Origin of the sequence: Methylobacterium sp. FF17 (assembly GCF_025813715.1) — a bacterium.
In the GTDB taxonomy this organism is placed as follows: Bacteria; Pseudomonadota; Alphaproteobacteria; order Rhizobiales; family Beijerinckiaceae; genus Methylobacterium; species Methylobacterium flocculans.
On the sequence record NZ_CP107532.1, the window covers coordinates 429,860 to 453,546 of the forward strand.

Here is a 23,687-nt window from a genome sequence, read left to right on the forward strand (position 1 = left end):
GAGGCGTTGCATGGCCACCGAAAAGAAGCTCAAGGATCCGGCCGAGGCGGCTCTTTCGGCCATCGAGCAGGCGCTCAACCTCGACGCGTTCGCGCGCGGCGAGGACGAGGCCCGCGTCGAACCGCGCCTTCCGGACGTCGGTGACGGCGATCCCTTGCGCGATCCCAGTGGCCGTCTCGCCCCGCCCCGCCTCGACCTCGACCAGCCGCTCGCCTCGGACCTGCCGCCGCCGGACCGCAGCCGCCCCCGCCGGGAGGGTGGTCTGCTGCCGCCCGACCGTTCGATGGTCGCGAACGACGACCGCCAGAACATCGGCATCCTCCAGCAGACCCTCCGGGTCCGGCCGTCGCGCACGCCGTACCTCATCGCGGCGGGCGCCGGCGCCCTCTGGGTCGCGGGCCTCCTCGCGCTCGCCTGGATCCAGTCCGGCGGCGACCTGCGCGGCTTCTTCCACGGCCTGACGGCGATCCAGGGGGCGGTGGCCGCCACGGCCCTCGTCGGTCCCGTCGTGCTGTTCGCCATCATGGCGATGCTCGCGGTCCGCGCGCAGGAAATGCGCCTCGTCGCGCGTGCCGTCGGCGAGGTGGCGATCCGCCTCGCCGAGCCCGAGAACTTCTCCACAGACGCTGTCCTCACCATGTCGCAGACGGTGCGCCGCGAGGTCGCGGCCGTGGGCGATGGCGTCGAGCGCGCCCTGGCCCGCGCCGGTGAGCTCGAAACCCTGGTGCGCAGCGAGATCGCCACCCTGGAACGGGCCTATTCCGACAACGAGATCCGCATCCGCTCCCTGGTCGACGAACTGGTCGCCCAGCGCGAATCCATCGTCGCCAATGCCGAGCGCGTGCGCGGCGCCATCGCGGGTACCCACCAGAGCCTGACGGCGGAACTCGACGGCGCGGCCGAGCGCATCGTCTCGGCGGTCAACGGCGCGGGCGACCGGGTCACCGGCGCCCTCGACGCGCGCGGCGAGGCCATCACCACGGCGCTGGGGCAGCGCGGCGACACCATCACCGCCGCCCTCGGAGAGGCCGGCGAACGCGTGGTCGAACTGGTCTCCGGCCGGGGCGACGACCTCGTCCAGCGGCTCACCGCCACCAGCGACGGCGTGCGCGGCAGCCTCGCCGAAGTCGGTACCGCACTCACCCAGTCCCTCGAGGCCCGCGCCGACGAGGTCACCCGCGCCTTCGAGCGCACCGGCGGCATCCTCACCACGACGCTGGCCGAGAATGCCGGTCAGGTCGCCCGCACCCTGGCGCAGACCGGCGCCGAGGTCATCGACGCCCTGAACCGCCAGGGCGGCGAGGTCCGCCAGACCTTTGAGACGTCCGCCCGTGGCCTGGAGGACGCCTTCCTGGCGCGCGGCACCGAACTGACGCAGCAATTCTCCTCCACGGGCGGCGAGATCACCGCCCGCTTCGCCGAGACCGGCGACGCCCTGCGCCTGCATTTCGCCGAGACCGGCGCCACCCTCACCCGCGAGATCGCCGCCCGGGGCGATGCCCTGCGCAGCGAACTCGAGACCGCCGGCACCGGCGTCTCCGAGCTCATCGAGACCCGCGGCCGCGAGGCCCAGGCCGGTCTGGCGCTGGCCGCCAGCGGCATCGTGGAGACTTTCGGCACCCGCGCCGCCGGCGTGCGCGACGACCTGATCCGCTCGGTCGAGGACATCGCCAGCGGCATCGACGCGCGCGGCGGCGCCCTGGCGGAGCGCATCGAGACGGTGGCCGCCCGCCTGCACGACACCATCACGGTCCAGGGCACCGACGTGGCGAGCCTCATCGAGGCGCGCGGCCGCGACACCCACGCGACCCTGACCGAGACCACCGGCAGCCTCGTCGACGCCTTCGGAGCGCGCGCGGATGCGCTGCGCGAAAACCTCGTCGGTTCGGTGGAGGCCATCACCACCGAGCTCGACGCGCGCGGCGGCGTCCTGGCCGAGCGCATCGCGGCCGTGGCGGCGCGCCTCAACGAGACCCTGGCCGCCGAGGGCGGCAACGTCTCCGAGCGCATCGACGCCAGCGGCCGCGAGGCCCAGGCGGCCCTAGCTCTGGCCGCGAGCGCCATCGTGGAGACCTTCGGCAACCGGGCCGGCGCGGTGCGCGACGACCTCCTGCGCAGCGTCGAGGGCCTCGCAGCGGCCGTTGACCAGCATGGCGGCGCGCTCGCCGACCGCATCGAGACCGTTGCGGGTCGCCTGCACGAGACCATCGCGGTCCAGGGCCAGGGACTGGAATCCACCCTCGGCGCCACCGGGGACCGCGTCGGCGACCTCGTGGCCCTGCGCACCCGCGAGGCCGCCGAAACCCTCGACGGTGCCCTGAGCGCCCTCGGTCAGACCTTCGAGACCCGGGCCGCCGAGGCCGTCGCGAGCGTCCGCCGCAGCGCGGAGGAGACCACCGTGGTCCTCGGTGCCGGGACCACCGAGGCCGCGCAGGCCCTGCGCCGCGCCTCCGCCAGCGCCACCGGAGAACTGGAGGCCCGCACCGTCGAGGCCGTTCAGATCTTCGAGCGCCACGTCGCGGCCGCCTCGGGCGACCTCGCCGCCCGGACCGCTGAAGCGGCCGAACTCCTGCGCCGCGCGGCGGACGGGGCCGGCGGCTCCGTTGGAGACCGCGCCGAGGCCTCCATCGAGGCCCTGCGCCAGACCCTCGAGGCGGTCAACGCTGAACTGGCCCGTCGCGCCGACGAGGCCGCCGGCACCATCGCCCGCGCCACCGAAGGCCTCGGCGGCGATCTCGCGGCACGGGTCCGCGACCTCGAGACCACCTTCGGCGACCACGGCCGGACCCTCGGCGACCTCATCGCCGCCCAGGCCCAGGAGGCCCAGGCCCAGCTCGCCAATACCGGCCGCGACATCGTCCTCGCCGTCACCGCGCAGGGCGCTCGGGTCAACGACGCCCTCACCCGGAGCGGGGCGACCTTCACCGACACCGCCGCCTCCCGCTCCGAGGCGATCGACCGCGTGCTGACCGACCGCCTCGCCACCCTGCAGGAGACCATCGCCCGCGGCGACATCCTCGCCGACCGGATCTCCCGCGACACCACCGCCCTCAGCGAGACGGTGTCGGGGCGCCTGGAGGAGATGGACCGCGTCATCACCGTCCAGGGCCGCGCCGTGGCCGAGACCATCGCCGAGCGCACCCGTGAGGCGCAGGACCTGGTCGAGACCCAGCTCGGCGCCCTCGAGGAGCGCTCCCTGCGTCGCTCCGCCGAGATCGGCGAGACCTTCGCCACCCTCGTCGCCCAGATCGACGGACACCTCGGCAGCCGCGCCACGGCCCTCAACGAGGCCCTGATCGTGCGTACCGCCGAGATCGCCCGGACCATGGTCGAGGGCAGCCGCGACCTCGTCTCGACCCTCGACGCCCGCGCCGACGGCATGGCCCTCGACATCGCCGCGCGCAGCGCCGGCCTCGGCGATGCCCTCGGCGAGCGCGTGGCCGAGATCGGCCGCCGCCTCGACGAGCAGACCCTCGATCTCACCCGCCGCCTGGACGAGGGTGCCGGGCGCTTCGACGCCGGCGTGATCGGCCGCCTGGAGGCGATCGGTACCGCGCTGGAAGAGCGCAGCCGTCTCATCGAGGAATCCTTCGGGGCGCAGGCCTTCGAGGCGATCCGCCTGATCGAGAGCCGGACCCGCGCGGTGGACGAGGATCTCGCCAACCGCACCCGCGAACTCGTGGACATGATCGCCGACCGCACCAGCGGCGCGAACGCGGCCCTCGACGGCCAGACCGTCGCGATCCGCGAGGCCTTCTCCTCGCGCGCCGACGAACTCGCGCGCCTCATCGACGCCCGCACGGCGGCGATGGCCACCGAACTCGACGAGAAGGGCCGTGCCGTGTTCGGCGCCCTGGGTGGCCGCATCACCGAACTCGCGCGCCTGTTCGACATCGGCAGCAACTCCCTCGGCGAAGTGCTGGAGCAGCGCAGCGAGTCGATCCTGGCGCGCCTGCGCACCATGGTTGCGGAGGCCGAGCGCCAGCTCACCGAGGGCGAGGGCCGCCTCGGCACCACCCTCGACCGCCGCACCTCGGACATCAGCTCCCTGCTGGACGAGGGCGTGCGCACGGTGCACCAGCTCCTCGACGACCGCACGGGCGAGATCCGCGCCCTCCTCGACACCCATGCCAGCAGCATGGGTAGCCACTTCAACGAGCGCATCGCGCCGCTGCACGAGAACCTCGACCAGCGCGGTCGCGCCCTGGTCGACACCATCGCGGCGAGCCTCGGCAGTGCCACGGAAGCCGTCGAGGCGCGCACCCGCGCCCTGGCGAGCCTCTTCGACGAGCGCATCGACCACCTCGACGAGGTCGTGGAACGGCGCGGCGGCAGCCTCGCCGATGCGGTGGAGGCCCGGACCCGGGCCCTGGCCGAGACCTTCGACCAGCGCCTCGGCGCCCTGGACGAGGTCGTGGGCCAGCGCGGCGCCGCCCTCGTCGGGCGGGTCGAGGACCGCACCCGCGACCTGACCACCACCTTCGACCGGCAGATCGGCGTGCTCGACACGCTGGTGGACCAGCGCGGCGACCGTCTCGCCGAGAGCGTCGGCCAGCAGGCCCAGTCCCTGGTGGCGCAGCTCGACCAGCGGATCGGCACCATCGAGGAGATCGTGGAACGTCGCAGCGACGCGATGGCCGAGGCGGTGGACTCTCGCACCCGGGCGCTCGCCAGCCTGTTCGACCACCGCATCGGCCTCCTCGGCCAGCTCGTGGACGGCCGCGGCGCGCAGCTCACCGAGAGCCTCGACAGCCGCGCCGAGACCCTGGCCACCCTGTTCGACGACCGCATCGGTGCCCTCGAAGGCATCGTGGAGGGCCGCGGCACGCATCTCGCCCAGGCGCTCGATACCCGCGCCCAGGGCCTGCGCGCCCTGTTCGACGAGGTCCTGGCGGCCCTCGACGGCCTGGTCGACCGCCGCGCCGACAGCCTGACCGACCGGGTCGATGCCCGCACGCAGCGACTCATCACCCTGTTCGACGAGCGGATCGGCGCTCTCGACCAGCTCGTGGATCACCGCACCGCCACCCTGACCGACGAGGTCGATGCCCGCGCCCAGGCCCTGGTCGCCCTCGTCGACGGCCGTGTCGGTGCCCTGGACCGGATGGTAGACGACCGCGCCGGTGGCCTGCGGACCCAGGCCGAGGCCGTCAGCCAGGCCCTCGTCGCGCTGTTCGAGGAGCGCCTGCGCAGCCTCGACGGCCTCGTGGCGAACCGCTCCGAGACCCTGGCCGCCCAGGCCGAGGACCGCACCCGGACTCTCGTGACGATCTTCGAGGAGAGCCTGCGCGCCCTCGAGGCCCTGGTGGACGGCCGGGCCGGCACCCTCGCGGACCGCGTCGAGGCGCGCACCCAGTCCCTCGTCGCCGCTGTCGACGAGCGGATCCAGGGCCTCGACGCGGCCGTGGACGGCCGGGCCGACGCCCTCGCGGCCCAGGCCGCGGAGCGCACCCGCGCCCTGGTGGCGATCTTCGACGAGCGCCTGTCCGCCCTCGAGGCGCTGGTGGAAGGCCGCGCCGGCACCCTCGCCGACCGGGTCGACGAGCGCACGCGCTCCCTCGTCTCGGTGTTCGACGACCGCCTGCGCGCCCTGGACGACGCCGTGGACAACCGCTCGGGCGCCCTCGCGGCCCAGACCGAGACCCAGGTCCATGCGTTGGCGGGCTTCTTCGACGAGCGCCTCGGCAACCTCGAGCGCCTCGTGGACGGCCGGGTCGACACCCTCGCCGAACGCGTCGAGGCGCGCACCCAGGGGCTGGTCACCGTCTTCGACGCGCGTCTGAAGGCCCTGGACGAGACCGTCGATCACCGCGCGAGCGCGCTCGCCGAGCAGACCGAGACCCGGGGCCGTGCCCTCGCGACGATCTTCGACGAGCGCCTGTCCGCCCTCGACAGCGTCGTGGATGCCCGTGCGGCGGCCTTCGCCCGGACGATCGAGGCCCAGGGCACCGCCCTCGCCGAGAGCGTGGACGGCCGCGCGGCCGCCTTCACCAACCGGATCGACAACCGGATGAAGGTGTTCGCGACGCTCGTGGCCTCGCGCGGCGACGCCCTCGCCTCCGCCTTCGATGACCGCCAGGACGCCTATGCGGCCCTGGTCGACGAGCGCACCGCCGCCATGCTGTCGGCCTTCGACGAGCGCGTCGGCCGTCACGCGGCGCTCGCCGAGGCCCATGCCCAGGCGCTGGCCTCCGCCCTCGACCAGCGCAACGAGGCCGTCGCCACGCTGATCGACGGCCGCAACAGCGCGATGACCGACGCCTTCGACCGGCGCTCGACCGCTCTGGCCAGCCTCGTGGAGGCGCGCGGCCAGTCCCTCGCCCGCCGCCTGGCGGAGAGCGCGGAGACGATCACCCGTGCCATCGAGGAGCGCGGCGGCGCGCTGCTCGAGACCCTGGACGGCCGCGGCGGTGCCGTGGTGACCTCCCTCACCGACCAATCGGAGCGCCTGCGCGCCATCGTCGAGGGACCTGCGACCGAGCTCGTCGAAGCCCTCGCCCTGCGCGGCGACGCCATCGAACGCAGCCTGCGGGAGAGCGGCGCTCCCCTGCTCGATGCGATCCGCGAGCGCACCGACGCCCTGGCCGCCCAGTCGCGGGCCTCGGCCGAGGCGCTGGTCTCGGCCATCGACGGCGGCGCGGCCCGGGCCATCGCCACGCTGTCCAACGCCAGCGAGCAGATGAGCCGCGAGCTCGCGACGGTGATGGAGCGCGTGGACCACGCCAACGGCGCCCTGCGCAATCTCCTGGAAGGCACCGGCGAGAGCTTCGTCGGCATCGAGACCAGCCTGACGGGCCGGATCACGGAGATCCGCGAGACGCTGGCCGCCGTGACCGGCGAGACCGCGCGCGCCAGCGCCGGTGTCGCCGAGCAGGTCGATCTGCTGAAGGCCGTGGCCGAAGGCGCCCTGCAGGACGCCGCCGAACTGGCGGCCTCCCTCGACGCCCGTGGACGCACCCTGAGCGAGATCGGGCAGAACCATGCGGGTACCCTGGCGCAGGCGGCGGGCCGGCTCGAGGGCGCGGCCGACCACCTCGCCGGGGCAGAGGGCCATCTGTCCGAGCGCCTCGCGGAGCGCGAGGCGGCGATCGCCGGCGTGCTGGCGCGCATCGAGGAGCGCTCCGGCACCCTCGAGGCCCAGACGGCGCGCTTCGACGCGATGATCGGCGAGACCCTGCGGGCCGCCGAGGAGCGGGCACGGGCGCTCGGCACTAGGCTGTCCGAGACCGCCTCCGGAGCGGGCGCCAGCGTCACGCGGGCCTTCGAGGGCCTGCGCGCCGACGCGGATACCGAGGGCGCGCGCACCGCCCAGGCCGTGCAGACGGCGATCGAGGCTGCCTCGCGGCAGATGATGTCGGTGTTCGAGACCGCCTCCACCCGCTTCGGCGAATCGGTCACGAGCCTGCACGCGATGGCGGCCGAGATCCGGCGTGAACTCGACGCCACGCGGGCCGACCTCCAGCGCGGCGTGCTGGAAATCCCGCGCGAGACGCAGGATGCCACCGGCGAGATGCGCCGGGTGGTCTCCGAGCAGCTGAAGGCACTGACCGAGCTCTCGACCCTGGTCCAGCGTTCGGGCCGGGCCGTGGACGCGGTGGCGCCCCAGGTCTCCGAGCCCCGCCGGCCGGATGCGCCCCCCGAGGCTTCGGCTCCGGCGAAGCCCGCCCCGGCAAAGCCCGCCGCGGCGGCACCCGCCAAGGTCGCGGCCCCGGCCCAGAAGGCGGCGCCCGCCGCCCGGCCGGGCCAGACCATCAACGTGGTCCCGGCCCCCGCCACCCGCACGGGCGAGGTCATGCGCCCGGGTGCGGCGCGGCCGGACGCCCGGGGCGCGGAGAACCGAGGCTGGCTCTCCGATCTCCTGACCCGCGCCTCCCTCGACGACGATGTCGAGGCGCCGCCGGCCGCCAAGGCCCCGAACGAGGCGCAGGTGAACGCGGCCGAGCGCGGGCGTACCGCCCTGGAGACGATCTCCAGCGACATCGCCAAGATGATCGACCACCAGACGGCGGTGGATCTCTGGGAGCGCTATCGCCGGGGTGAGCCGGACCTGTTCGACAGCCGGATCTACACCGCGCAGGGCAAGCAGACCTTCGAGGAAGTCCGCCGCCGCTACGCCGCCGACGCCGATTTCCGGCGCACGGTGGACCGCTACGTCGGCGAGTTCGAGCGCCTGCTCGGCGACGTCTCGAAGAACGACCGCGACTCCTCGCGGGCGGATGCCTACCTCACCTCCGAGACGGGCAAGGTCTACACGATGCTGGCCCATGCCAGCGGCCGCTTCGACGGCGCGTAGGACCGGCCAGCTCGGGCAAGACAACCCCGCCTCCCCTCATGGGGGGCGGGGTTTTTCGTTCGCGGGTCGGGAATGGGCGGGCCGGTCAGATCAGCCCGAGGCTCGCGAGTTCGCGGCGCAAGGCTTCCGGCATCTCGGCGAGACCGCCGGCGGTGCGGGCATCGAGGTCGGCCGGCGCGTCCTCCGCCTTCAGGTAGCGCCAGCCCTGGAAAGGACGGCACGGCCGGGGCGACACGGTGGTGACGATCGGATCGAGCACCAGCCGGCACCGGCCGATGCCGTCGGCGTCGGTGAAGGGCATGATGGCGCTGATGGATTGCCGGCAGAGCAGCGTGCCCTTGATCACCCAGTAGATCGAGCCGCGCCCGACGATCTCGCCGGCCCGGGTCGGCAGCATCCGGGTGGTGTGGACGGGGACGGGGGCGCGCCCGAGGCGCAGGGCCTCGTCGCGGTTCTGCGCGATCCGCGCTTCGAGTTCGCCCACGCTGGCGGGGCCGACGCAGAGCTTCAGCAGGTGGAGGGGCGGCGAGGCGGGCATCGCGGGCTTGTAGCAGCGGTGTCGGGTGCGTGCGCCGCGTCGATGGCGCGACTCCGTGCCGCTGACCCCGCGCGGGCCTCAGGAGAACAGTGCGCGCCGCTCCTCCTCGGACAGGGCGTCGATCTCGGCGAAGGCGCTCGCGATGTCCGTCTGTTCCGGGGGATCGATCGGCTCGGCGGCGCTCGCCATCGCCTGCGCCACCGCGTCGACCGGGGTACCCGCCTCCGGGGTCACCGCATCGTCGGCGTCGTCGCTGGGCGACTCCTCGAAGGTCTCGACCTGCGGGTGAGCCATGACGATCTCCGTCGCGGGCTCATCCATGTCCGGCGCGACCGTGTCCGGCTCGGAAGACAGAGCCGCTTCACCCTCGACCTCCGTGACGGGCTCGGGAGCCGCCGGCTCGGGGGCCGGCGCCGTCCCGGGGGTGGTCACCTCGCGGAAGACGACGTCGTCGGCAACCATGTCGCCGGCGGGCATCCGGTCGGCCGGAGGGATCGGCGCGGCCGACGAGGCATCCATGTCGATGTAGCGGTCGACGTCGCTCTGGCAGAGATCGACCGGGACCACGACGGAGCGGGCCGAGCCGGGCGGGGCCGGTACGGTGTCGAGGTCGTCCCCCCAGATCGCCATCATCGCGGCGAGGCGGTCCTCGAGGTAGCGCAGGGTGTGGATGATCCGAGCCGTGCGCTGCCCGTTGAGGTCCTGGAACGAGCAGGCGGTGTAGATCGCCGTGGCGCGCCGATCGAGTTCGTCGCAGATTGCCGCGTCCGAGCCGGATTCGCGCAGCGTCCAGGCGGCTTCCTGCACCTGCTCGGCCGCGCCGAGGATGTCGGAGGTGGCGCGCTCGGTGGAGAGCACGATGGCGTCGAGGGCGGCCGAGGCGCCGCCGAGGCGGCTCTGGTCGTGGTCCGGCGCATGGATGGCGGCGATCTCCGCCTTGGTCCGGGCGATGGCATGGGCCATGTCCATCACGTCCCCGCGCAGGCGGCCGATCTGGCCCCCGTCGCGGTCACCGGTGACCGCGGATTCGAGCCGTCCGATCGCGTCGAGGAGGATGCCGGTGTCGTGCGCGCGGTTGCGGGCGAGGTATTCCTGCAGGAACCAGCGCCCGCGCTCGCTCTCGCTCATCGCGGCCTCGATCCGATCGTATTCCGAAACGTCGATCGACGTCAGAGAACGGGAACTCGACATCAGGCACGGATCCTCGGCGGTGCGGCGACCCGGCGCGCGGCGGCGGGTGCTGCAAATCCCGTGCAGGTTGACACGATCGCTTTAACGCCGGCTTTACGCAGTTCCGCCTCGGGCTCCGCTCCGGAGGCCCCCTCGTCCCGCCCGGTCGACGTGTCCAGCATCGCTCCCGCCCCGCCGGAGCCGAAGGCCCTCCGGCTCTCGGTCCTCTACGCCGTCGTCTTCGTCGAGATCGGCATCGCGATGCCGTTCATGCCGGTCTGGCTGAACGCGCTCGGGCTCGATGCCGCCGTGATCGGGGCCCTGCTCGCCCTACCCATCGCCATCCGCATCGTGGCGACCGCGCCGCTGGTGGGCCTGATCGACCGGGGTGTCGCCGCGCAGCGCATCCTGCTCACCGGAAGCCTCGTCCTGGCGGCGACCTATGCGCTCATGCCGGCCGGCGCCGCCATCGGCTGGCCCCTGCTCGCCCTGCTGATCGCCGTCAACGCGGTTGCGGCCGCCCCCCTGGTGCCGAGCATCGACTACATGACGCTCAGCGCCGTGCGCCGCAGCGCGCGCCTCAGTTACGCGCGCATCCGCATGGCCGGATCGATCGGTTTCCTCCTCGCCAATCTCGCGGGCGGCGCGGCGCTCGGGGCGATGGGTGAGCAACTGGCGATCCCCCTGCTCCTGACGCTGCTGGCGCTCATTGCGGCGACGGTGGCGCTCGTCGCCCGGGTCGAGGTGCCCGCGGCGCCGCGCGATCCGGAGGCGCCGCGCCCGCGCCTGCCCGCCGTGCTCTGGCTCTCCATCGGCGCCGCGGCCCTGATCCAGTCGAGCCATGCGGCGATCTACGCCTTCGGCAGCATCCACTGGAGCACGCACGGGATTCCACCCTCCTGGATCGGCACGCTGTGGGCCATCGGCGTCGCCTCCGAGATCCTGCTGTTCGCCGGAATCGGGCGGCTTCCGCCGTCCTGGCGCGGTCCCTTCGCGCTGCTTGCGCTCGGCGGCGGCGCGGCCCTTCTGCGCGCCCTCGGGATGGCGTGGTTCGGAGAGCGGCTCGGGGCCCTGATCGCCCTGCAGGTGCTGCACGGCCTGACCTTCGGCGCGACCCAGCTCGGGGCCATGGCGGCGGTGTCCCGCTTCGCGCCGGACGGGGCCCGGGGTCGGGCGCAGGGTACGGTCAGCTCGGCGGGGGCGCTCGCCTCAGCCAGCGCGACGCTCCTCACCGGCGTCGCCTACCAGGCGGGCGGCGGCCCCCTCGCCTTCGCGCTGATGGCGCCCCTGGCGTTCGCCGGCCTGTGCCTGGTGGCACGCGCCGCGCGGGCCGCTCACGCTTTCGGCCTTCACACCACCACGTTTGTGGGCCAGCAGGCACGACGACGGGATTAACCTTGACCGTTCGGTAACCGCGATGGGCGATGACTCCTCGCGGCATGGAGCGCGGCGCCGGTGGTGAAGGCCGAAATCAGGACCGGTGCGGAGGCCGCCGAAGCGGTCATCGAGGACGGCGGACGCGTCGGCCTGTCCGGACGCTGGACGGCCGACCAGGGGGCCGCCGTGGAAGCCGCCGCCGCCCGGATCATCGGGACCGCCGCGGGTGTCGCCGTCGTCGTCGACCTCAGCCAGGTCGTCCGCCTCGATACCCTTGGAGCCTGGGTGCTGGAGCGGACCCGCGCCGAGATCGAGGCCGCCGGAGGGCGCCTCGCCTATGCGGGGGCGGCCCCGGAACACCGCATCCTGCTCAGCGAGGTCAAGCTGCGCGCGGCCGAGCCCGCCCCGGCGCCGCGCGGACGCCTGATCGGCTTCCTGGAGGATCTCGGACGCCGGGTGGTCGGAGCGAAATCGGATTTCGTCACCGGCCTCGCCTTCTTCGGCGAAGTGGTCACCGCCTGCATCCGGGTCGCGGCCCGGCCGGGCACCTTCCGGGGCACGGCCCTCGTCAACCAGATCGAGCAGGTCGCCTTCCGGGGCGTGCCGATCATCGTCCTGATCTCGTTCCTCGTCGGCGGCATCGTCGCCCAGCAGGGCATCTTCCAGCTCCAGCGCTTCGGCGCCCAGAGCTTCGTGGTGAACCTCATCGGGCTCCTGATCCTGCGCGAGCTCGGCGTGCTCCTGACCTCGATCATGGTGGCGGGCCGCTCGGGCTCCGCCTTCACCGCCGAGATCGGCTCGATGCGGATGCGCGAGGAGGTCGACGCGCTGCGGGTGATGGGCCTCGACCCTATCGAAATCCTCATCGTGCCGCGCATCCTGGCGCTGGTCATCGGCCTGCCGATCCTGACCTTCCTCGCCTCCCTGGCGGCCCTCGCGGGGGGCGGGCTCACCGCCGCGCTCTACGGCGGCATGACGGTGGACGCGTTCCTGGCCCGTCTGCAGGCGGCGGTGTCGCTGCACCACGTGGCGGTCGGCCTGATCAAGGCGCCGTTCATGGCGCTGATCATCGGCATCATCGCGACCATCGAGGGCTTCGCCGTGGAGGGCTCGGCCGAGTCGCTGGGCCGCCACGTCACGGCCTCAGTCGTCAAGTCAATCTTCATGGTGATCGTCCTCGACGGATTGTTCGCCGTCTTCTTCGCTGCGATCGATTTCTGAAGGCCCGAATCCCCGAAATCCATGCAGACCCTGTCCGCCCCGCACCCGCAGACCTCCGGCGCGCCCCGACGCGCGGCGCCGGCCCCGATCATCCGGGTCCGCGACCTCGTCGTCGGCTTCGGTAACAAGATCGTGATGAAGGGGCTGAACCTCGACATCCGCCGGGGCGAGATCCTCGGCTTCGTCGGCCCGTCGGGCCAGGGCAAGTCGGTGCTCACCCGCACGATCCTCGGCCTCGTGCCGAAGCGCGCCGGCACCATCGAGGTGTTCGGCGAGGACGTGGACGGGCTCACCGTCGCCCGCCGGCGCCAGATCGAGCAGCGCTGGGGCGTTCTGTTCCAGCAGGGCGCTCTGTTCTCGGCGCTCACCGTCAAGCAGAACATCCAGATGCCGATGCGCGAGCATCTCAACCTGTCCGAGCGGCTCCTCGACGAATTCGCCCGCCTCAAGATCGAGATGGTGGGCCTGAAGCCGGATGCCGCCGACAAGCTGCCGTCCGAGCTCTCCGGCGGCATGATCAAGCGTGCGGCGCTCGCCCGCTCCCTCGCCCTCGACCCCGAGATCCTGTTCCTCGACGAGCCGACCTCCGGGCTCGACCCGATCGGCGCCGGCGAGTTCGACGAACTCGTCGCCACCCTGAAGCAGACCCTGGGGCTGACCGTGTTCATGGTCACGCACGACCTCGACAGCCTCTACACGGCCTGCGACCGCATCGCGGCGCTGGGCGACGGCCAGATCATCGCTCAGGGGACGATCGCCGAGATGCTCGAGAGCGACCATCCCTGGCTGCGCTCCTACTTCCACGGCAAGCGCGGACGCGCGGTCGTCCCTCAGGGAGGTCCGCATGCCCGCGCCTGACGCCGCCGACGCGACAGGTGCGACCCCGCACCGCGCCCGCCCCATCCCCCCAAGGTATCGCTGATCCGATGGAGACCCGCGCGAACTACGCCCTGATCGGCGCCTTCACCCTGGCCGTACTGGTCGCGGCCTTCGGATTCGTGTTCTGGCTCCAGGGCGGCTCGCGCAGCCAGGTCCGGCAGGCGGTACGCATCGTGTTCTCCGGCAGCGTCGGCGGCCTCGCCAAGGGCTCCACCGTCGCCTTCAACGGCATCAAGGTCGGCGAGGTCACGGATGTGCGCCTGCTGCCGCAGGATCCGCGCCGCGTGGTCGCCCTGGTCGAGGTGGAGCGCACCACCCCCTTGCGGGCCGACACCCGCGCCCGCCTCGATTCCGCGATGCTGACCGGCGTCTCCACGATCTCGCTGTCGGGCGGCAACGCCGATGCGCCCGCCCTGACCCCGGGATCCGGCGACCAGATGCCGACGATCTTCGCGGATTCCTCCGACATCCAGGACATGATGGCGGCGGCCAAGCAGATCGCCCAGCGCGCCGACGACGTGCTTCAGCGCCTCGACAAGGTGGTGGCCGGCAACGAGGGCGCGATCACCCGCACGCTCGCCAACGTGGAGGCCTTCTCGAAGACCCTCGCGGAGGCCGGCCCGGCGGTGAGCGGCCTCGTGAAGGCCATCGACGGGCAGAAGCTCAACCGCGTCATCGACAACGCCGAGCGCTTCTCCGGGGCGCTCGCCGCCGGCAGCCCCGACATCGAGGGCGCGCTCAAGGACGCCCGCTCGCTGGCCGCCAAGCTCAACGCCTCGGCGGACCGGGTCGACGCGGTGCTGAAGGGCGCGGAAGGCTTCCTCGGCTCGGCCTCCGGCTCGGCCGGCACCAGCACCTTCACGGAGGTGCGCGAGGCCGCGATCTCGGTGCGCGACGCGGGCCGCGCCTTCCGGACGCTGTCCGAGAACCTCGACAAGCGCACCTCGAACATCGCCACCAGCTTCAACCGCCTGAGCGGCACCGGCCGGCGCGAGGTCGAGGCCCTCTCGACCGACGGCCAGCGGACGCTCAACACCCTGAACCGGACGGTCAAAAGCCTGGAGCGCGATCCGAGCCAGGTGATCTTCGGCGGCAAGCCATCGTTGCCGGAATACAACGGTGGCCGCTGATCCGGTGAGTTCCCGGGCCGAGGGTGTCGCGGCGCACGGCACCACCAGCGACATACGTTAGTTTACCGCCACGCCGCGCGCCTGCGCGGTGACGGGCTTTCCGGAATGCGTATGACGATCCCCAAGACAGCCCCCGCGCTCGTCGCGATGTTCCTGGCTGCCGCGCTCGGCGGCTGCGGCGGGGGTGCGGTGCCGCTGACCTTCGACCTCGCCGCCCTGCCCGCGACCGGCCGGGCCGGCACCTCCGCGCGCGCGTTCAGCGTGGCCGAACCGGTGGGCATCCAGCCCTTCGAGGCGGACCGCATCATCGTGCGCGAGCCCGGCGGCGCGCTCTCGTTCCTCGGGGGCGGCCAATGGGCCGACCGTCTGCCCCGCCTGATCCAGACCCGCCTGATCCAGAGCCTGGAGAATTCCGGGCGGCTGAAATCGGTGAGCCGCCCCGGCGACAAGATCGTCTCCGAGTTCCAGCTGATCAGTGAGATCCGGGCCTTCGACATCGCGGCCGGCACCGGCGAGGCCGTGGTCGATATCTCGGCCAAGATCGTCGCGGAGGGCACCGGCAAGGTGGTGGCCGCGCGGATCTTCACCGCGCGCGTGCCCGTGCCGAAGGTCGATGCCGGCAGCGCCGCAGTGGGCCTCGACGCCGCCCTGGCGCGGGTGCTCGCCGAGATGGTCGCCTGGGTCAATTCCGGGCGCTGAGGCGCCGCGGGTCTCATTCGACTCCGGGCGTTCGCTTCGGGGCTCCGGCGGCGGCTGATGGGGATCCGATCCGCAGCGGGCTCGCCGATCTCAGCCGGTCCGCAGCAGGTCCTCCGCACGCTGGCGCAAGGCGTTGCGGTCGATCTTGTTGGTCGAGGCCAACGGCATCGCGTCGATGAACCAGACACGGCGCGGATGCTGGTAGGCGGGGGCGTTGGCGAGTGCGTGCGCCTTCAGGCCCGCCTCGTCGACGGATCCGTTGGGCCGGCGCACCACGAAGGCCACGGGCTTGGTGCCCTTGATCGCGTCGTCGACCGGCACCACGCAGGCCTGAAGCACATCGGGATGGCCCTGGAGGACCGCTTCGACCTCACCGGGGAAGATGTTCTCGCCACCCGACACGAACATGTCGTCGGTCCGGCCAAGGAAATAGTGCATGCCGTCGCGGTCGCGGCGGAAGACATCGCCGGTGTCGTAGTAGCCGTCGGGCGTGATCGGGCTGCGCACCTCCGGCCTGTCGTGATAGCCCAGCATGATCGCGGGACTGCGGATCTGCAGGACCCCGGTATCGGGCGCGTCCGGGCCGACGAGGCGCACCGACACTTCGCGATGAGGATAGCCCACCGAGTCGACCGGGATCGGAAGGCCGTTGGGATGGCCGTCGAAGACGACGGGGCCGCCTTCCGTGGTTCCGTAGGCGTTGAGGATCCGTGCGTTCGGTAGCAGCGCGCGGATCTGGTGGGCCAGGGCTTCGCTGACCGGTGCCGAGCCCATCCGCACCACGCGCACGCTCGTGAGATCGGCCGCCCGCAACGCCTCGTCCTCACGCAGCATCATCGCGATCATCGGCGGCACGGCTGTCAGCCAGGTGCAGCGGTAGCGGCTGATCGCGTCGAGATAGGCCTTCGCCTCGAACTGCGGCAGCAGCACCACCGTCGTGCCGGCCGCGCAGGCGAGGAGCGCCAGGGCCAGGGCGTTCATGTGGTAGAGCGGCGCCGCGATGAGGATCCGGTCCCCGCGCAGGTCGGTTCCGGCCATGCGGGTGCGCACGACCCAGAGATGGCTCGCATGCGAGAGCCGTACGCCCTTCGGCCGGCCGGTGGACCCCGAGGTGTAGAGGAACAGGGCCGCCTCGTCCGGTTCGGGGGCGATGGGCTCGAAGGGGCCGGGATCGAGCCAGGCTGCGAAGCTCGCGCCGCCCTCGGCGTCGAACGCGGCGACGCGCGTGTCCGGCCCCAGACCGTTGAGCTGCGCCCGGCGCGGCCCGTCGCAGAGGATCAGCCGCGCGCCGCAATCCGCGATCACCCGCGCGATCGTGGCGGGCGGGAACTTATGGTTCACCGGCACCGGAACGACGCCGGCCCGCATCGCGCCGAGGAGCGCGGCGAGGGCGTCCGCCCGGTTGGCCGAGAGGATCGCGATCCGCTCGCCGCGGCGGATTCCGCCGCGCAGGAGCCCGCGCGCGAAGGCGTCCGCCAGCGCCTCGAACCCGGCGCGGCTCATGATCTCGTGCTCCTCGCCGGGCCGGACCCCGATGATCAGGGGCCGCTCGGGATCGCCGCTCCGATCGACGAAGGCACCGAGATTCGTCACGGCTTTCATGATCGATGTCGACACAGGAGATGAAGATCGAAGGCGGGGAGCGCCAGCGCCCCCGTTCCCGGGCCGAGCCGGGTCCAATGGGCCCCGGGAAGGGACAGGGCCCGCGCCGCGAGGGCGTCGAGACCGTCAAAGACGAGGCCGAGATCGCGGAAGCACGCCCGCTCCCCCGGGACGAGCGTGATCGTCATGCCGTCGAGGCGGATCCGCCAGGCCCTGTCGATGACGGCGGCCGGGGCCCCGCAGGCGGCGGCGTAGCGGCCCGCCTCTGCCTCGGGATCGGGGCTTTCGACCGTCAGGGTGTCGAGCCCGAGGAACCCGTTCGGATGCTCGAAGGCGTCGGGCCGCCAGACCAGTTCCGGCGTCAGATGCTCGCAATGGTAGAGTCGCCCGGCGGGAAACAGGTCCGCGCGCAGGCGTACGGTGCGGAATCGGGCCTCCGCGACGGCTCCGTCGACCGTCACCGGCCGCGAGAAGGCCACGGGCGGCCCGGCGGTAAGGCCCGCCGCCGCGAGGCGGGCCTGGGTGGCGTCGGCGTCCTGGCTCCTCAGGACGAGGCCGTTCAGGCCGAACGGACTGTCGATGATGTCCTGACGCTGCGGACCGGCCTCGGGCAGGCCGACCAGTTCGAGATAGGCGCCCGGCGTCATCATCAGGTGGTTGATGGAGCCGAGGGAGTGGTGCCCACGGGGTGTCAGCTGGAAGCCGAGCGCCGCGAAGCAGGCGGCGGCCTCGTCCATGCGGCGCTGGACGTTGATCACCACGTGGTCGAGGACGCCACCCGTCGCGGCCGCGCTCATTTGGCCGGTGCGGTCATGTAGACGCCGCGTCCGCTCGCGAGCAGCCGGCCCTCGCCGTCGAGGATCTGCGCCTCGGCCACCGAGATCTGGCCGCCGAACTTCACGACCTTGCCCCGGCAGGTCAGGTCGCCCTGCATCGCGGCCCGGTGATAGTCGACGCGCAGGTCGACCGTCGGCACGCCCCGGCCGGTCTTCGAGACGAGCGCCCAGTCGGCCGTGAGGTCCACGAGCGTCGCCAGGATGCCGCCATGCGTGTAGCCGCGCTCGGCGTTGACGACCCATTCGGGGCGCCATGTGGCCCGGAGTTCGATCTCGCCCTCGCCCACCGAGACGACGCCGAGGCCGAGCCATTGGTGGAAGGGCCCTCGCAGGAGGAGCGCTTCGACCTGCTCTTTGGTCAGGATTGTGTCGGACATTGCGATGCTCCTCAGGGGGTGACCACGATCTTGCCCAGGACCTCGCGGTCGCGGATCAGGCGCAGGCCTTCCGCCGCCTGATCGAGGGGCAGGACCTTGTCGATGGTGGGCTTGAGCGTGCCGGCCTGGATCATCTCCATCAGCGCCGAGAGGTCGTCGTGGTAGAAGCTGTTCGAGCCGATCACCTTCAGCTCGAAGCTCCAGATGTAGCGCAGGTCCTCCTTGGGATCGTGACCGGCGGTGGCGCCGCAGACCAGCAAGGTCCCGCCCCGCTTCAGGCACTTCAGGGACGGGACCCAGGTGTCGCCGCCGGTGAAGTTGATCACCACGTCCACGCCGCCCTCGTAGGTTCGGCGCTGGGGCTTGCCGTAATGCTGGATCGCCCATTTCGAGAAGTCGGTCTCGTGGTAGTTCACCACGTGATCGGCCCCGAGCTCCTTCAGGCGCTGCGCCTTCTCGGCGCTGCCGGCGCAGGCGATCACCTCGGCGCCGAGTTGCTTGGCGAGCATCACGCAGCCCGTGCCGACGCCGCCGCTGGCGCCGAGGATCAGCACCCGGTCGCTGGCCTTGATCGTCTTGTGCGTGATCAGCATCCGGTGCGCCGTGCCGTAGGCGACCGGAAGCGAGGCCGCGTCCACGTAGCTCACGTCCGGCGGCATCGCGATGAGCTGGTCGGCGGAGACGCGGCAATACTCGGCCATGCCGCCGTCGAGCATCTCGCCCATCAGGCCCTTGGCCTTGTTGAGCGGGTTCACGAGCACCCGGTCGCCGTCCCGCCAGGGAGTGACACCCGGGCCGACCTCGACGATCTGTCCCGCCATGTCGAGGCCGATCACCACCGGGAACGGCACCTTGATGCCGGGCATGCCCTTCACGGTGAAGACATCGTGGTAGTTGAAGGACGAGGCACCGACCCGGATCACGACCTCGCCGGGACCGGCCTCGGGATACGGATGGTCCTCGGTGACCTTCAGATCCTCGATATCGCCGTGCTGCCCGAGCACGAGCGCTCGCATCGTACGCGCCATGACGTTGCGTCCTCTTCAGAATGATCGTTGGATTTCAGGGGAGACGAAGGAGGCGGCGGTCAGCGGACCGCCTTCGCGGCCTCGTAGGGGGCCGTGACGAGGGCGGAGGCCGGCAGGTCGCCCTTCACGGCGCCGACGGTCCTGTAAACCTCGAAAACCTGGCGCAGGGAGGCGACGTCCGCCGGCTCCATCCGCACGGTGTAGATGCTGTCCCAGAGGGCGGCGTAGGCCTTCGCGTCCGCCTCGCTCAGGTTGGCCGCATCCCGCAGCGCCTTGGCGACCGCCGCCTTGTCGGACCGGCCGAATTCGTAGGTCTTGCGCATGGCCGCCACCACCTTGGCGGGGCCGCCCGGGTTCTCCGTCATCCAGGCGTTGCGCATCAGGCCGACGCCGAGCACGGGCGGCGCGTCGGAGTTCGTGATCTTGCGCCACTCCTCGCGAAAGCTGCCGATCTTGCGCAGCTTCATCTCCGGCAGGAGCGCGATCGTGACCGTGCGCAGCGCCGCCGCGTCGATGTCCTTCTGGGCCAGGAACTGCGCGAGGCGCGGGTCGTTGCCCGGCACGCCCTGGTAGTCCCCGCTCGCGATGCCGTAGTTCGTCGCGAGGATCGCCGCGGTGATCACCGCCGTGGCGCTGCCGGCGGGCGAAGTGCCGATCTTCTTGCCCTTCAGGTCCGCCATCTGCCGGATCGGCGAATCCTCGGGCACGACGAAGTCGAGGTCGGCGACCTGGCTCGCCAGGACGATGCTGAGCGGCAAGCCGTCGGCGATCACGCTGAAGGCGGTGCCGGCACTCGCGCCGATCGCGAAGTCGATCGCGCCGGCCGCCATTGCCTTGGTCGGCGCATTGACGTCGGGGAACTTCACGTACTCGACCGTGAGCCCCTCCTTCTCCATGTACCGGCCCGCCTCGAGGACGGCGCCGAAGCCGAGGCTGACGCCGGAACTCCAGTAGCCGATCCGCACGGTTTCGGCACGTGCGGGGGCTCCCGACAGGCTTCCGAGCGCGAATGCGGCCACGGCCGTGAGATATCGAATCCGCTTCACGCTCTTCTCCGAATTCCAGACTACTGCTGGCCCATGTATTCCGCATGTTCAGCCGTATTCACGACTGAGTGGTCTTCTTCCACGCGAAGAGTTGCCGTTCGATCGGCTTCAGAACGAAGCTCTCGAGTCCAATCATCAGGGTCACGAGGGTGAGCGTCCAAGCAAAGACCTGGTCCGTCTGCACCAGGTCGGCGGCCTGGCGGAGCCGGTAGCCGATGCCGCTGCTGGCCCCCAGGGATTCCGCGACGAGGCTGACGCGGGCGCCGAAGCCGAAGGCGAGCCGCGCCCCGGAGAAGAAATTCGGCAGGATGGTGGGGAGATAGATCTTGGTGAGCACCTTGCTGCCGGGCATGCGGAAGGTCCGGGCGAGCTCCAGGTGCTCGGCGCTCACCGTCCGGGTGCCCTGCCAGACGTTGGTCAGGATCAACGGCATCGCGGTCATGAAGACCACGAAGATCGTCGTCCAATTGGACAAGCCGAACCAGATCAGCGCGAAGATCGCCCAGATCGTCGAGGAGACGGTGTTCATCACCGTCAGTGCGGGCTCGAAGAAGCCGCCCAGCGTCCGGCTCGCACCGAGCAGGAGCCCCAGCGGCAGGCCGACGAGGGTGGCGAGCGCGAAGCCCGCGGCGATCCGCCAGAAGGTGATGCCGAGATCGGCCGCAAAGCTCGGCTGGACCACGAGGCTGCTCCAGGCGGACCAGACCCGGGTCGGGCTCGGCAGGACGAAGCTCGGCGCGTGCAGCGAACCGAGCTGCCAGGCGATCAGCGCCAGGACGAGGAGAGCGAGGCGCTGCAGGATCGCTCCGGCCCAGCCTCGCCGGGCGTCGGATCGCCTCGGTCCGTGAACGAGGCGCGCGGGTGTCTGGGCCAGCATCACGCGCTCGCGGTGGACAGGCTGATCCGCAGGCGACGGACCGCCTCGGTGACCGCCTCGGACAGGGGATCGCGCGGATAGGGCAGATCGATATCGCGGATCTCGCCGATCCGGCCGGGCCGGGGGTGGAGCACCACCACCCGGTTTGCGAGCACGACCGCTTCCTCCACGTCGTGCGTGACGAAGACGAGCGTCATCGCCCGAAGCGCCGCGATGCGCAGGAGTTCGGCATGCATCTGCGCGCGAATGCCCGGGTCGAGCTTCGAGAACGGCTCGTCGAGGAGCAGGATCCGCGGCTCGGTGACCAGGCTGCGGGCCAGCGCCACCCGGCTGCGCATGCCGCCGGACAGCTCGTGCGGATAGGCGTCCCGGAAGCCCGCGAGGCCGACGAGCGCGAGGGTATCCTCGACCCGGTGCTCCCGTTCGGACCGGCGCATCCCGCCGGCTTCGAGACCGAAGGCCACGTTCTGGGCGGCCGTGCGCCAGGGCAGGAGCCGATCCTCCTGGAACATGTAGGTCATCGCCCGCCAGTCCCGGAACGCGTGGGAAGGGATGCCGTCGAGGCGGATCGCGCCCTCGTCCGGCTCGAGCAGGCCCGCGATCATGTTCAGGAGCGTGCTCTTCCCGCAGCCGGACGAACCGAGGATCGCGACGATGGCCTGCTGCGGGATCGCGACGGTGACGGTGTCGAGCACGTGGAGGGGGGTGCCGCCGCGCTGATCGAACCACTTGCTGACCCGATCGAACTCGATCGCGTTCATCGGGCGTCTCCCGGGCTGCGCGAAAGACCGGCCGGTATGACAGCCGTGTCGCGCAGGCTCGCGATGATCTTCTCCAGGACCATCTCCCGGAAGGTTTCGACGTGCCGGCGCGCCACCCGGGCGGCGCTCTCGGCATCACCCGCCACCAGATGCTCGATCAGCGCGGTGTGGTCGTTCTCGATATTGGGCCGCACGCCCTGCACGCCGAAGCCGAGGGCGACCAGCCGGGTCATCTCGTCGAGCAGACCCGACAGGGTTCGGCACAGGCGCCGGTTCCCGGACGCGACCGCGATCGCCATGTGGAAGCTGCGATTGGCCTCCAGGAAGAAGTCGATCTGGTTGCCGACATCGACCTCGATGCGCTGGCGGCAGGCCTGCTCCAGGCGCTCGAGTTGGGCGCGGTTCACCTGTCCCGCGGCGCCCCGGGCGGCCAGGGGCTCGAGTTCGCTGCGCAGCGCGAACACCTCGTCGACATCTTTCACGCTGATCGGCACGATCCGGTAGCCGTGGCGCGGCATCGAGGTGACGAAGCCGTCCTGGGTCAGGCGCTGCAGGGCGATGCGGCAGCTGGCCTTGCCGAGCTCGAACCGCTCCATGACCTCGGCTTCCGTGAAGCGGGTGCCGGGCAGCAGGCGGCAGGACACGATCTCGCGCCGCAGGGTTTCATAGGCCGCGTTGCCCTTCAGCGTCGCGTCGGGAACGGCGACGAGACCGGTCCGAGCCGGCGCGTCGCGAAGACGTTCTTCAGCCTTCACGATGAACTCCCACGTGTCCCCTCCGACACTCGCATCGGCGTGTCCCGGCGGCTCCGCCGAGTACAAATGCCCTGCCGGATGATCCGGGGGTTTGGATGCGCATCCGAGATGCAAATTGATCGGCCCACCATCACTGGTGAGCGGCTCAGAAAGATCTTGTAGATCGTTTGTCCATCTCTGTGAATAGAATATTGTATTTTATTAAGCTGAAGCCAAGACTGATACATCTATCGACTGTCGCTTTTAGAGGATTTGTAGTTCGACTGCATTTTCCTGCTGGTGCGATCTGCTCCCAACGATGCGTCGCGATGCCGATCGAGGGGTCGGATCACGCGCACCGGACCGTTTGGCGGGCACTCTCCAACGGCTGGCGGGCCACTCGAGGAACGCGGCGCGCCTTTGGGCGCCTCTGGCCTCGGCGGAAATGCTCACGGAAGCTGGGCGGCGTGGCAGCCGACGATCAGGCTTGAAAGCCGAGGGGCGAGCGGGCCCGAGGTCTGAGGGCGCGGGCGGCTTTGGACAGGCGATCAGGGGAGATGGCCTGCCACACCCCGAAGCGCCCCTCCGTGCGATCGGGTTGGCCTGACCTGCGCGCGTCGGGGGGATCGACATAGCCCTCGGTCGCGGGATCGCCCATGCGCGGGATGAACCGGCGGGCGCCGAAATCCTGGTGGCTGTCCTCGATCACGTCGACCCGGTGGCCCCGGTCCAGCAGCCCCTGGAGGGTCGCCGCCGGCATGGTCGCCCCGGCGTTGATCTCCAGGCCGGCATTGAAGCGCCAGCGCGGCGCGTCGCAGGCGGCCTGCGGGTTCTGGCCGTGGTCGATCATCCGCACCAGCGGAAGCCGTAGCCGCGGTTCTGCAGGGACAGGCCCCATTCGGGCACCACCACGCCCGAGCCGAAGCTCATGACGTTCGACTGGATGAAGCTCACACCGCGTTGCCGCCCTGCCAGAGCATGCGGATGCCGGCCCGGGCCGCGAGCGCGTGCGAGGGCGAGACCATGTTGCGGCCGAAGATCGGCATCCGCACGGAGGGGTGGCCGGTGGTCCCGTTGAGCGGCGTCACGAAGCGGGTTCCCTCCGACGAGAGCAACGGG

General features: G+C 71.6%; 19 protein-coding genes. 6 read left to right on the forward strand and 13 right to left on the reverse strand.

Annotation, left to right across the window (positions count from 1 at the left end):
• Positions 1–10: 10 nt before the first annotated feature.
• Positions 11–8,293 carry an apolipoprotein A-IV repeat region-like domain-containing protein gene (locus tag OF380_RS01915; protein WP_264049109.1) on the forward strand — a complete coding sequence of 2,761 codons (8,283 nt, stop codon included), beginning with the start codon at positions 11–13 and terminating at the stop codon, positions 8,291–8,293.
• Between the two features lie 85 nt (positions 8,294–8,378).
• Here the strand turns inward: OF380_RS01915 and OF380_RS01920 are convergent, their stop codons facing one another.
• Both OF380_RS01920 and OF380_RS01925 read right to left on the reverse strand, forming a co-directional pair.
• Positions 8,379–8,831, reverse strand: a complete 453-nt coding sequence (locus tag OF380_RS01920) for a DUF1489 family protein (protein WP_264049110.1) — start codon at positions 8,829–8,831, stop codon at positions 8,379–8,381.
• Positions 8,832–8,909: 78 nt separating this feature from the next.
• On the reverse strand, positions 8,910–10,022 hold the full coding sequence (locus OF380_RS01925) for a hypothetical protein (RefSeq protein WP_264049111.1): 1,113 nt from the start codon (positions 10,020–10,022) through the stop codon (positions 8,910–8,912).
• A gap of 150 nt (positions 10,023–10,172) precedes the next feature.
• On the opposite strand from OF380_RS01925, the gene OF380_RS01930 reads away from it, so the two are divergent.
• From OF380_RS01930 to OF380_RS01950, 5 genes are all read left to right on the forward strand, one after another.
• The gene (locus tag OF380_RS01930; protein ID WP_264049112.1) at positions 10,173–11,396 is read left to right on the forward strand and encodes an MFS transporter; all 1,224 of its coding nucleotides are present in this window, start codon (positions 10,173–10,175) and stop codon (positions 11,394–11,396) included.
• Positions 11,397–11,459: 63 nt separating this feature from the next.
• Positions 11,460–12,599, forward strand: coding sequence for an ABC transporter permease (locus OF380_RS01935; protein ID WP_404810590.1), 1,140 nt, complete (start codon positions 11,460–11,462; stop codon positions 12,597–12,599).
• A 21-nt stretch (positions 12,600–12,620) separates the two neighbouring features.
• Positions 12,621–13,457, forward strand: a complete 837-nt coding sequence (locus OF380_RS01940; protein WP_264049114.1) for an ABC transporter ATP-binding protein — start codon at positions 12,621–12,623, stop codon at positions 13,455–13,457.
• A 68-nt stretch (positions 13,458–13,525) separates the two neighbouring features.
• Positions 13,526–14,608, forward strand: coding sequence for an MlaD family protein (locus tag OF380_RS01945; protein WP_264049115.1), 1,083 nt, complete (start codon positions 13,526–13,528; stop codon positions 14,606–14,608).
• A gap of 105 nt (positions 14,609–14,713) precedes the next feature.
• On the forward strand, positions 14,714–15,307 hold the full coding sequence (locus tag OF380_RS01950) for an ABC-type transport auxiliary lipoprotein family protein (RefSeq protein ID WP_449818057.1): 594 nt from the start codon (positions 14,714–14,716) through the stop codon (positions 15,305–15,307).
• Between the two features lie 90 nt (positions 15,308–15,397).
• Here OF380_RS01950 and OF380_RS01955 read toward each other — a convergent pair whose 3' ends face one another.
• The 11 genes from OF380_RS01955 to OF380_RS02005 all read right to left on the reverse strand — a co-directional run bounded on the left by OF380_RS01955 (position 15,398) and on the right by OF380_RS02005 (position 23,656).
• Positions 15,398–16,909, reverse strand: a complete 1,512-nt coding sequence (locus OF380_RS01955) for a class I adenylate-forming enzyme family protein (RefSeq protein WP_264049117.1) — start codon at positions 16,907–16,909, stop codon at positions 15,398–15,400.
• Entirely contained in the window at positions 16,906–17,706 is an 801-nt protein-coding gene (locus OF380_RS01960; protein WP_264049118.1) for a VOC family protein, read from the reverse strand. Before OF380_RS01960 ends, OF380_RS01955 begins: the two co-directional genes overlap by 4 nt.
• Entirely contained in the window at positions 17,703–18,122 is a 420-nt protein-coding gene (locus tag OF380_RS01965; protein ID WP_264049119.1) for a PaaI family thioesterase, read from the reverse strand. Before OF380_RS01965 ends, OF380_RS01960 begins: the two co-directional genes overlap by 4 nt.
• An 11-nt stretch (positions 18,123–18,133) precedes the next feature.
• Positions 18,134–19,150, reverse strand: a complete 1,017-nt coding sequence (locus tag OF380_RS01970; protein WP_264049120.1) for a zinc-binding dehydrogenase — start codon at positions 19,148–19,150, stop codon at positions 18,134–18,136.
• A gap of 59 nt (positions 19,151–19,209) precedes the next feature.
• A complete protein-coding gene (locus OF380_RS01975) occupies positions 19,210–20,196 on the reverse strand; it encodes an ABC transporter substrate-binding protein (protein WP_264049121.1) in 987 nt (328 codons plus the stop codon).
• A gap of 58 nt (positions 20,197–20,254) precedes the next feature.
• A complete protein-coding gene (locus tag OF380_RS01980; RefSeq protein ID WP_264049122.1) occupies positions 20,255–21,073 on the reverse strand; it encodes an ABC transporter permease in 819 nt (272 codons plus the stop codon).
• Positions 21,073–21,834: an ABC transporter ATP-binding protein gene (locus OF380_RS01985; RefSeq protein WP_264049123.1), complete on the reverse strand. Its 762-nt coding sequence runs from the start codon at positions 21,832–21,834 to the stop codon at positions 21,073–21,075. Before OF380_RS01985 ends, OF380_RS01980 begins: the two co-directional genes overlap by 1 nt.
• Positions 21,831–22,589 (reverse strand): GntR family transcriptional regulator, encoded by a 759-nt coding sequence (locus tag OF380_RS01990; protein ID WP_264049124.1) that lies wholly within the window; start codon positions 22,587–22,589, stop codon positions 21,831–21,833. Before OF380_RS01990 ends, OF380_RS01985 begins: the two co-directional genes overlap by 4 nt.
• 460 nt (positions 22,590–23,049) lie before the next feature.
• Positions 23,050–23,424, reverse strand: a complete 375-nt coding sequence (locus tag OF380_RS01995; protein WP_318784420.1) for a hypothetical protein — start codon at positions 23,422–23,424, stop codon at positions 23,050–23,052.
• Complete coding sequence (locus OF380_RS02000; protein ID WP_264049125.1) at positions 23,415–23,522, reverse strand: gamma-glutamyltransferase; 108 nt, start codon at positions 23,520–23,522, stop codon at positions 23,415–23,417. The genes OF380_RS01995 and OF380_RS02000 overlap by 10 nt, the downstream gene beginning before the upstream one ends.
• A complete protein-coding gene (locus OF380_RS02005) occupies positions 23,519–23,656 on the reverse strand; it encodes a hypothetical protein (RefSeq protein ID WP_264049126.1) in 138 nt (45 codons plus the stop codon). Before OF380_RS02005 ends, OF380_RS02000 begins: the two co-directional genes overlap by 4 nt.
• Positions 23,657–23,687 lie beyond the last annotated feature (31 nt).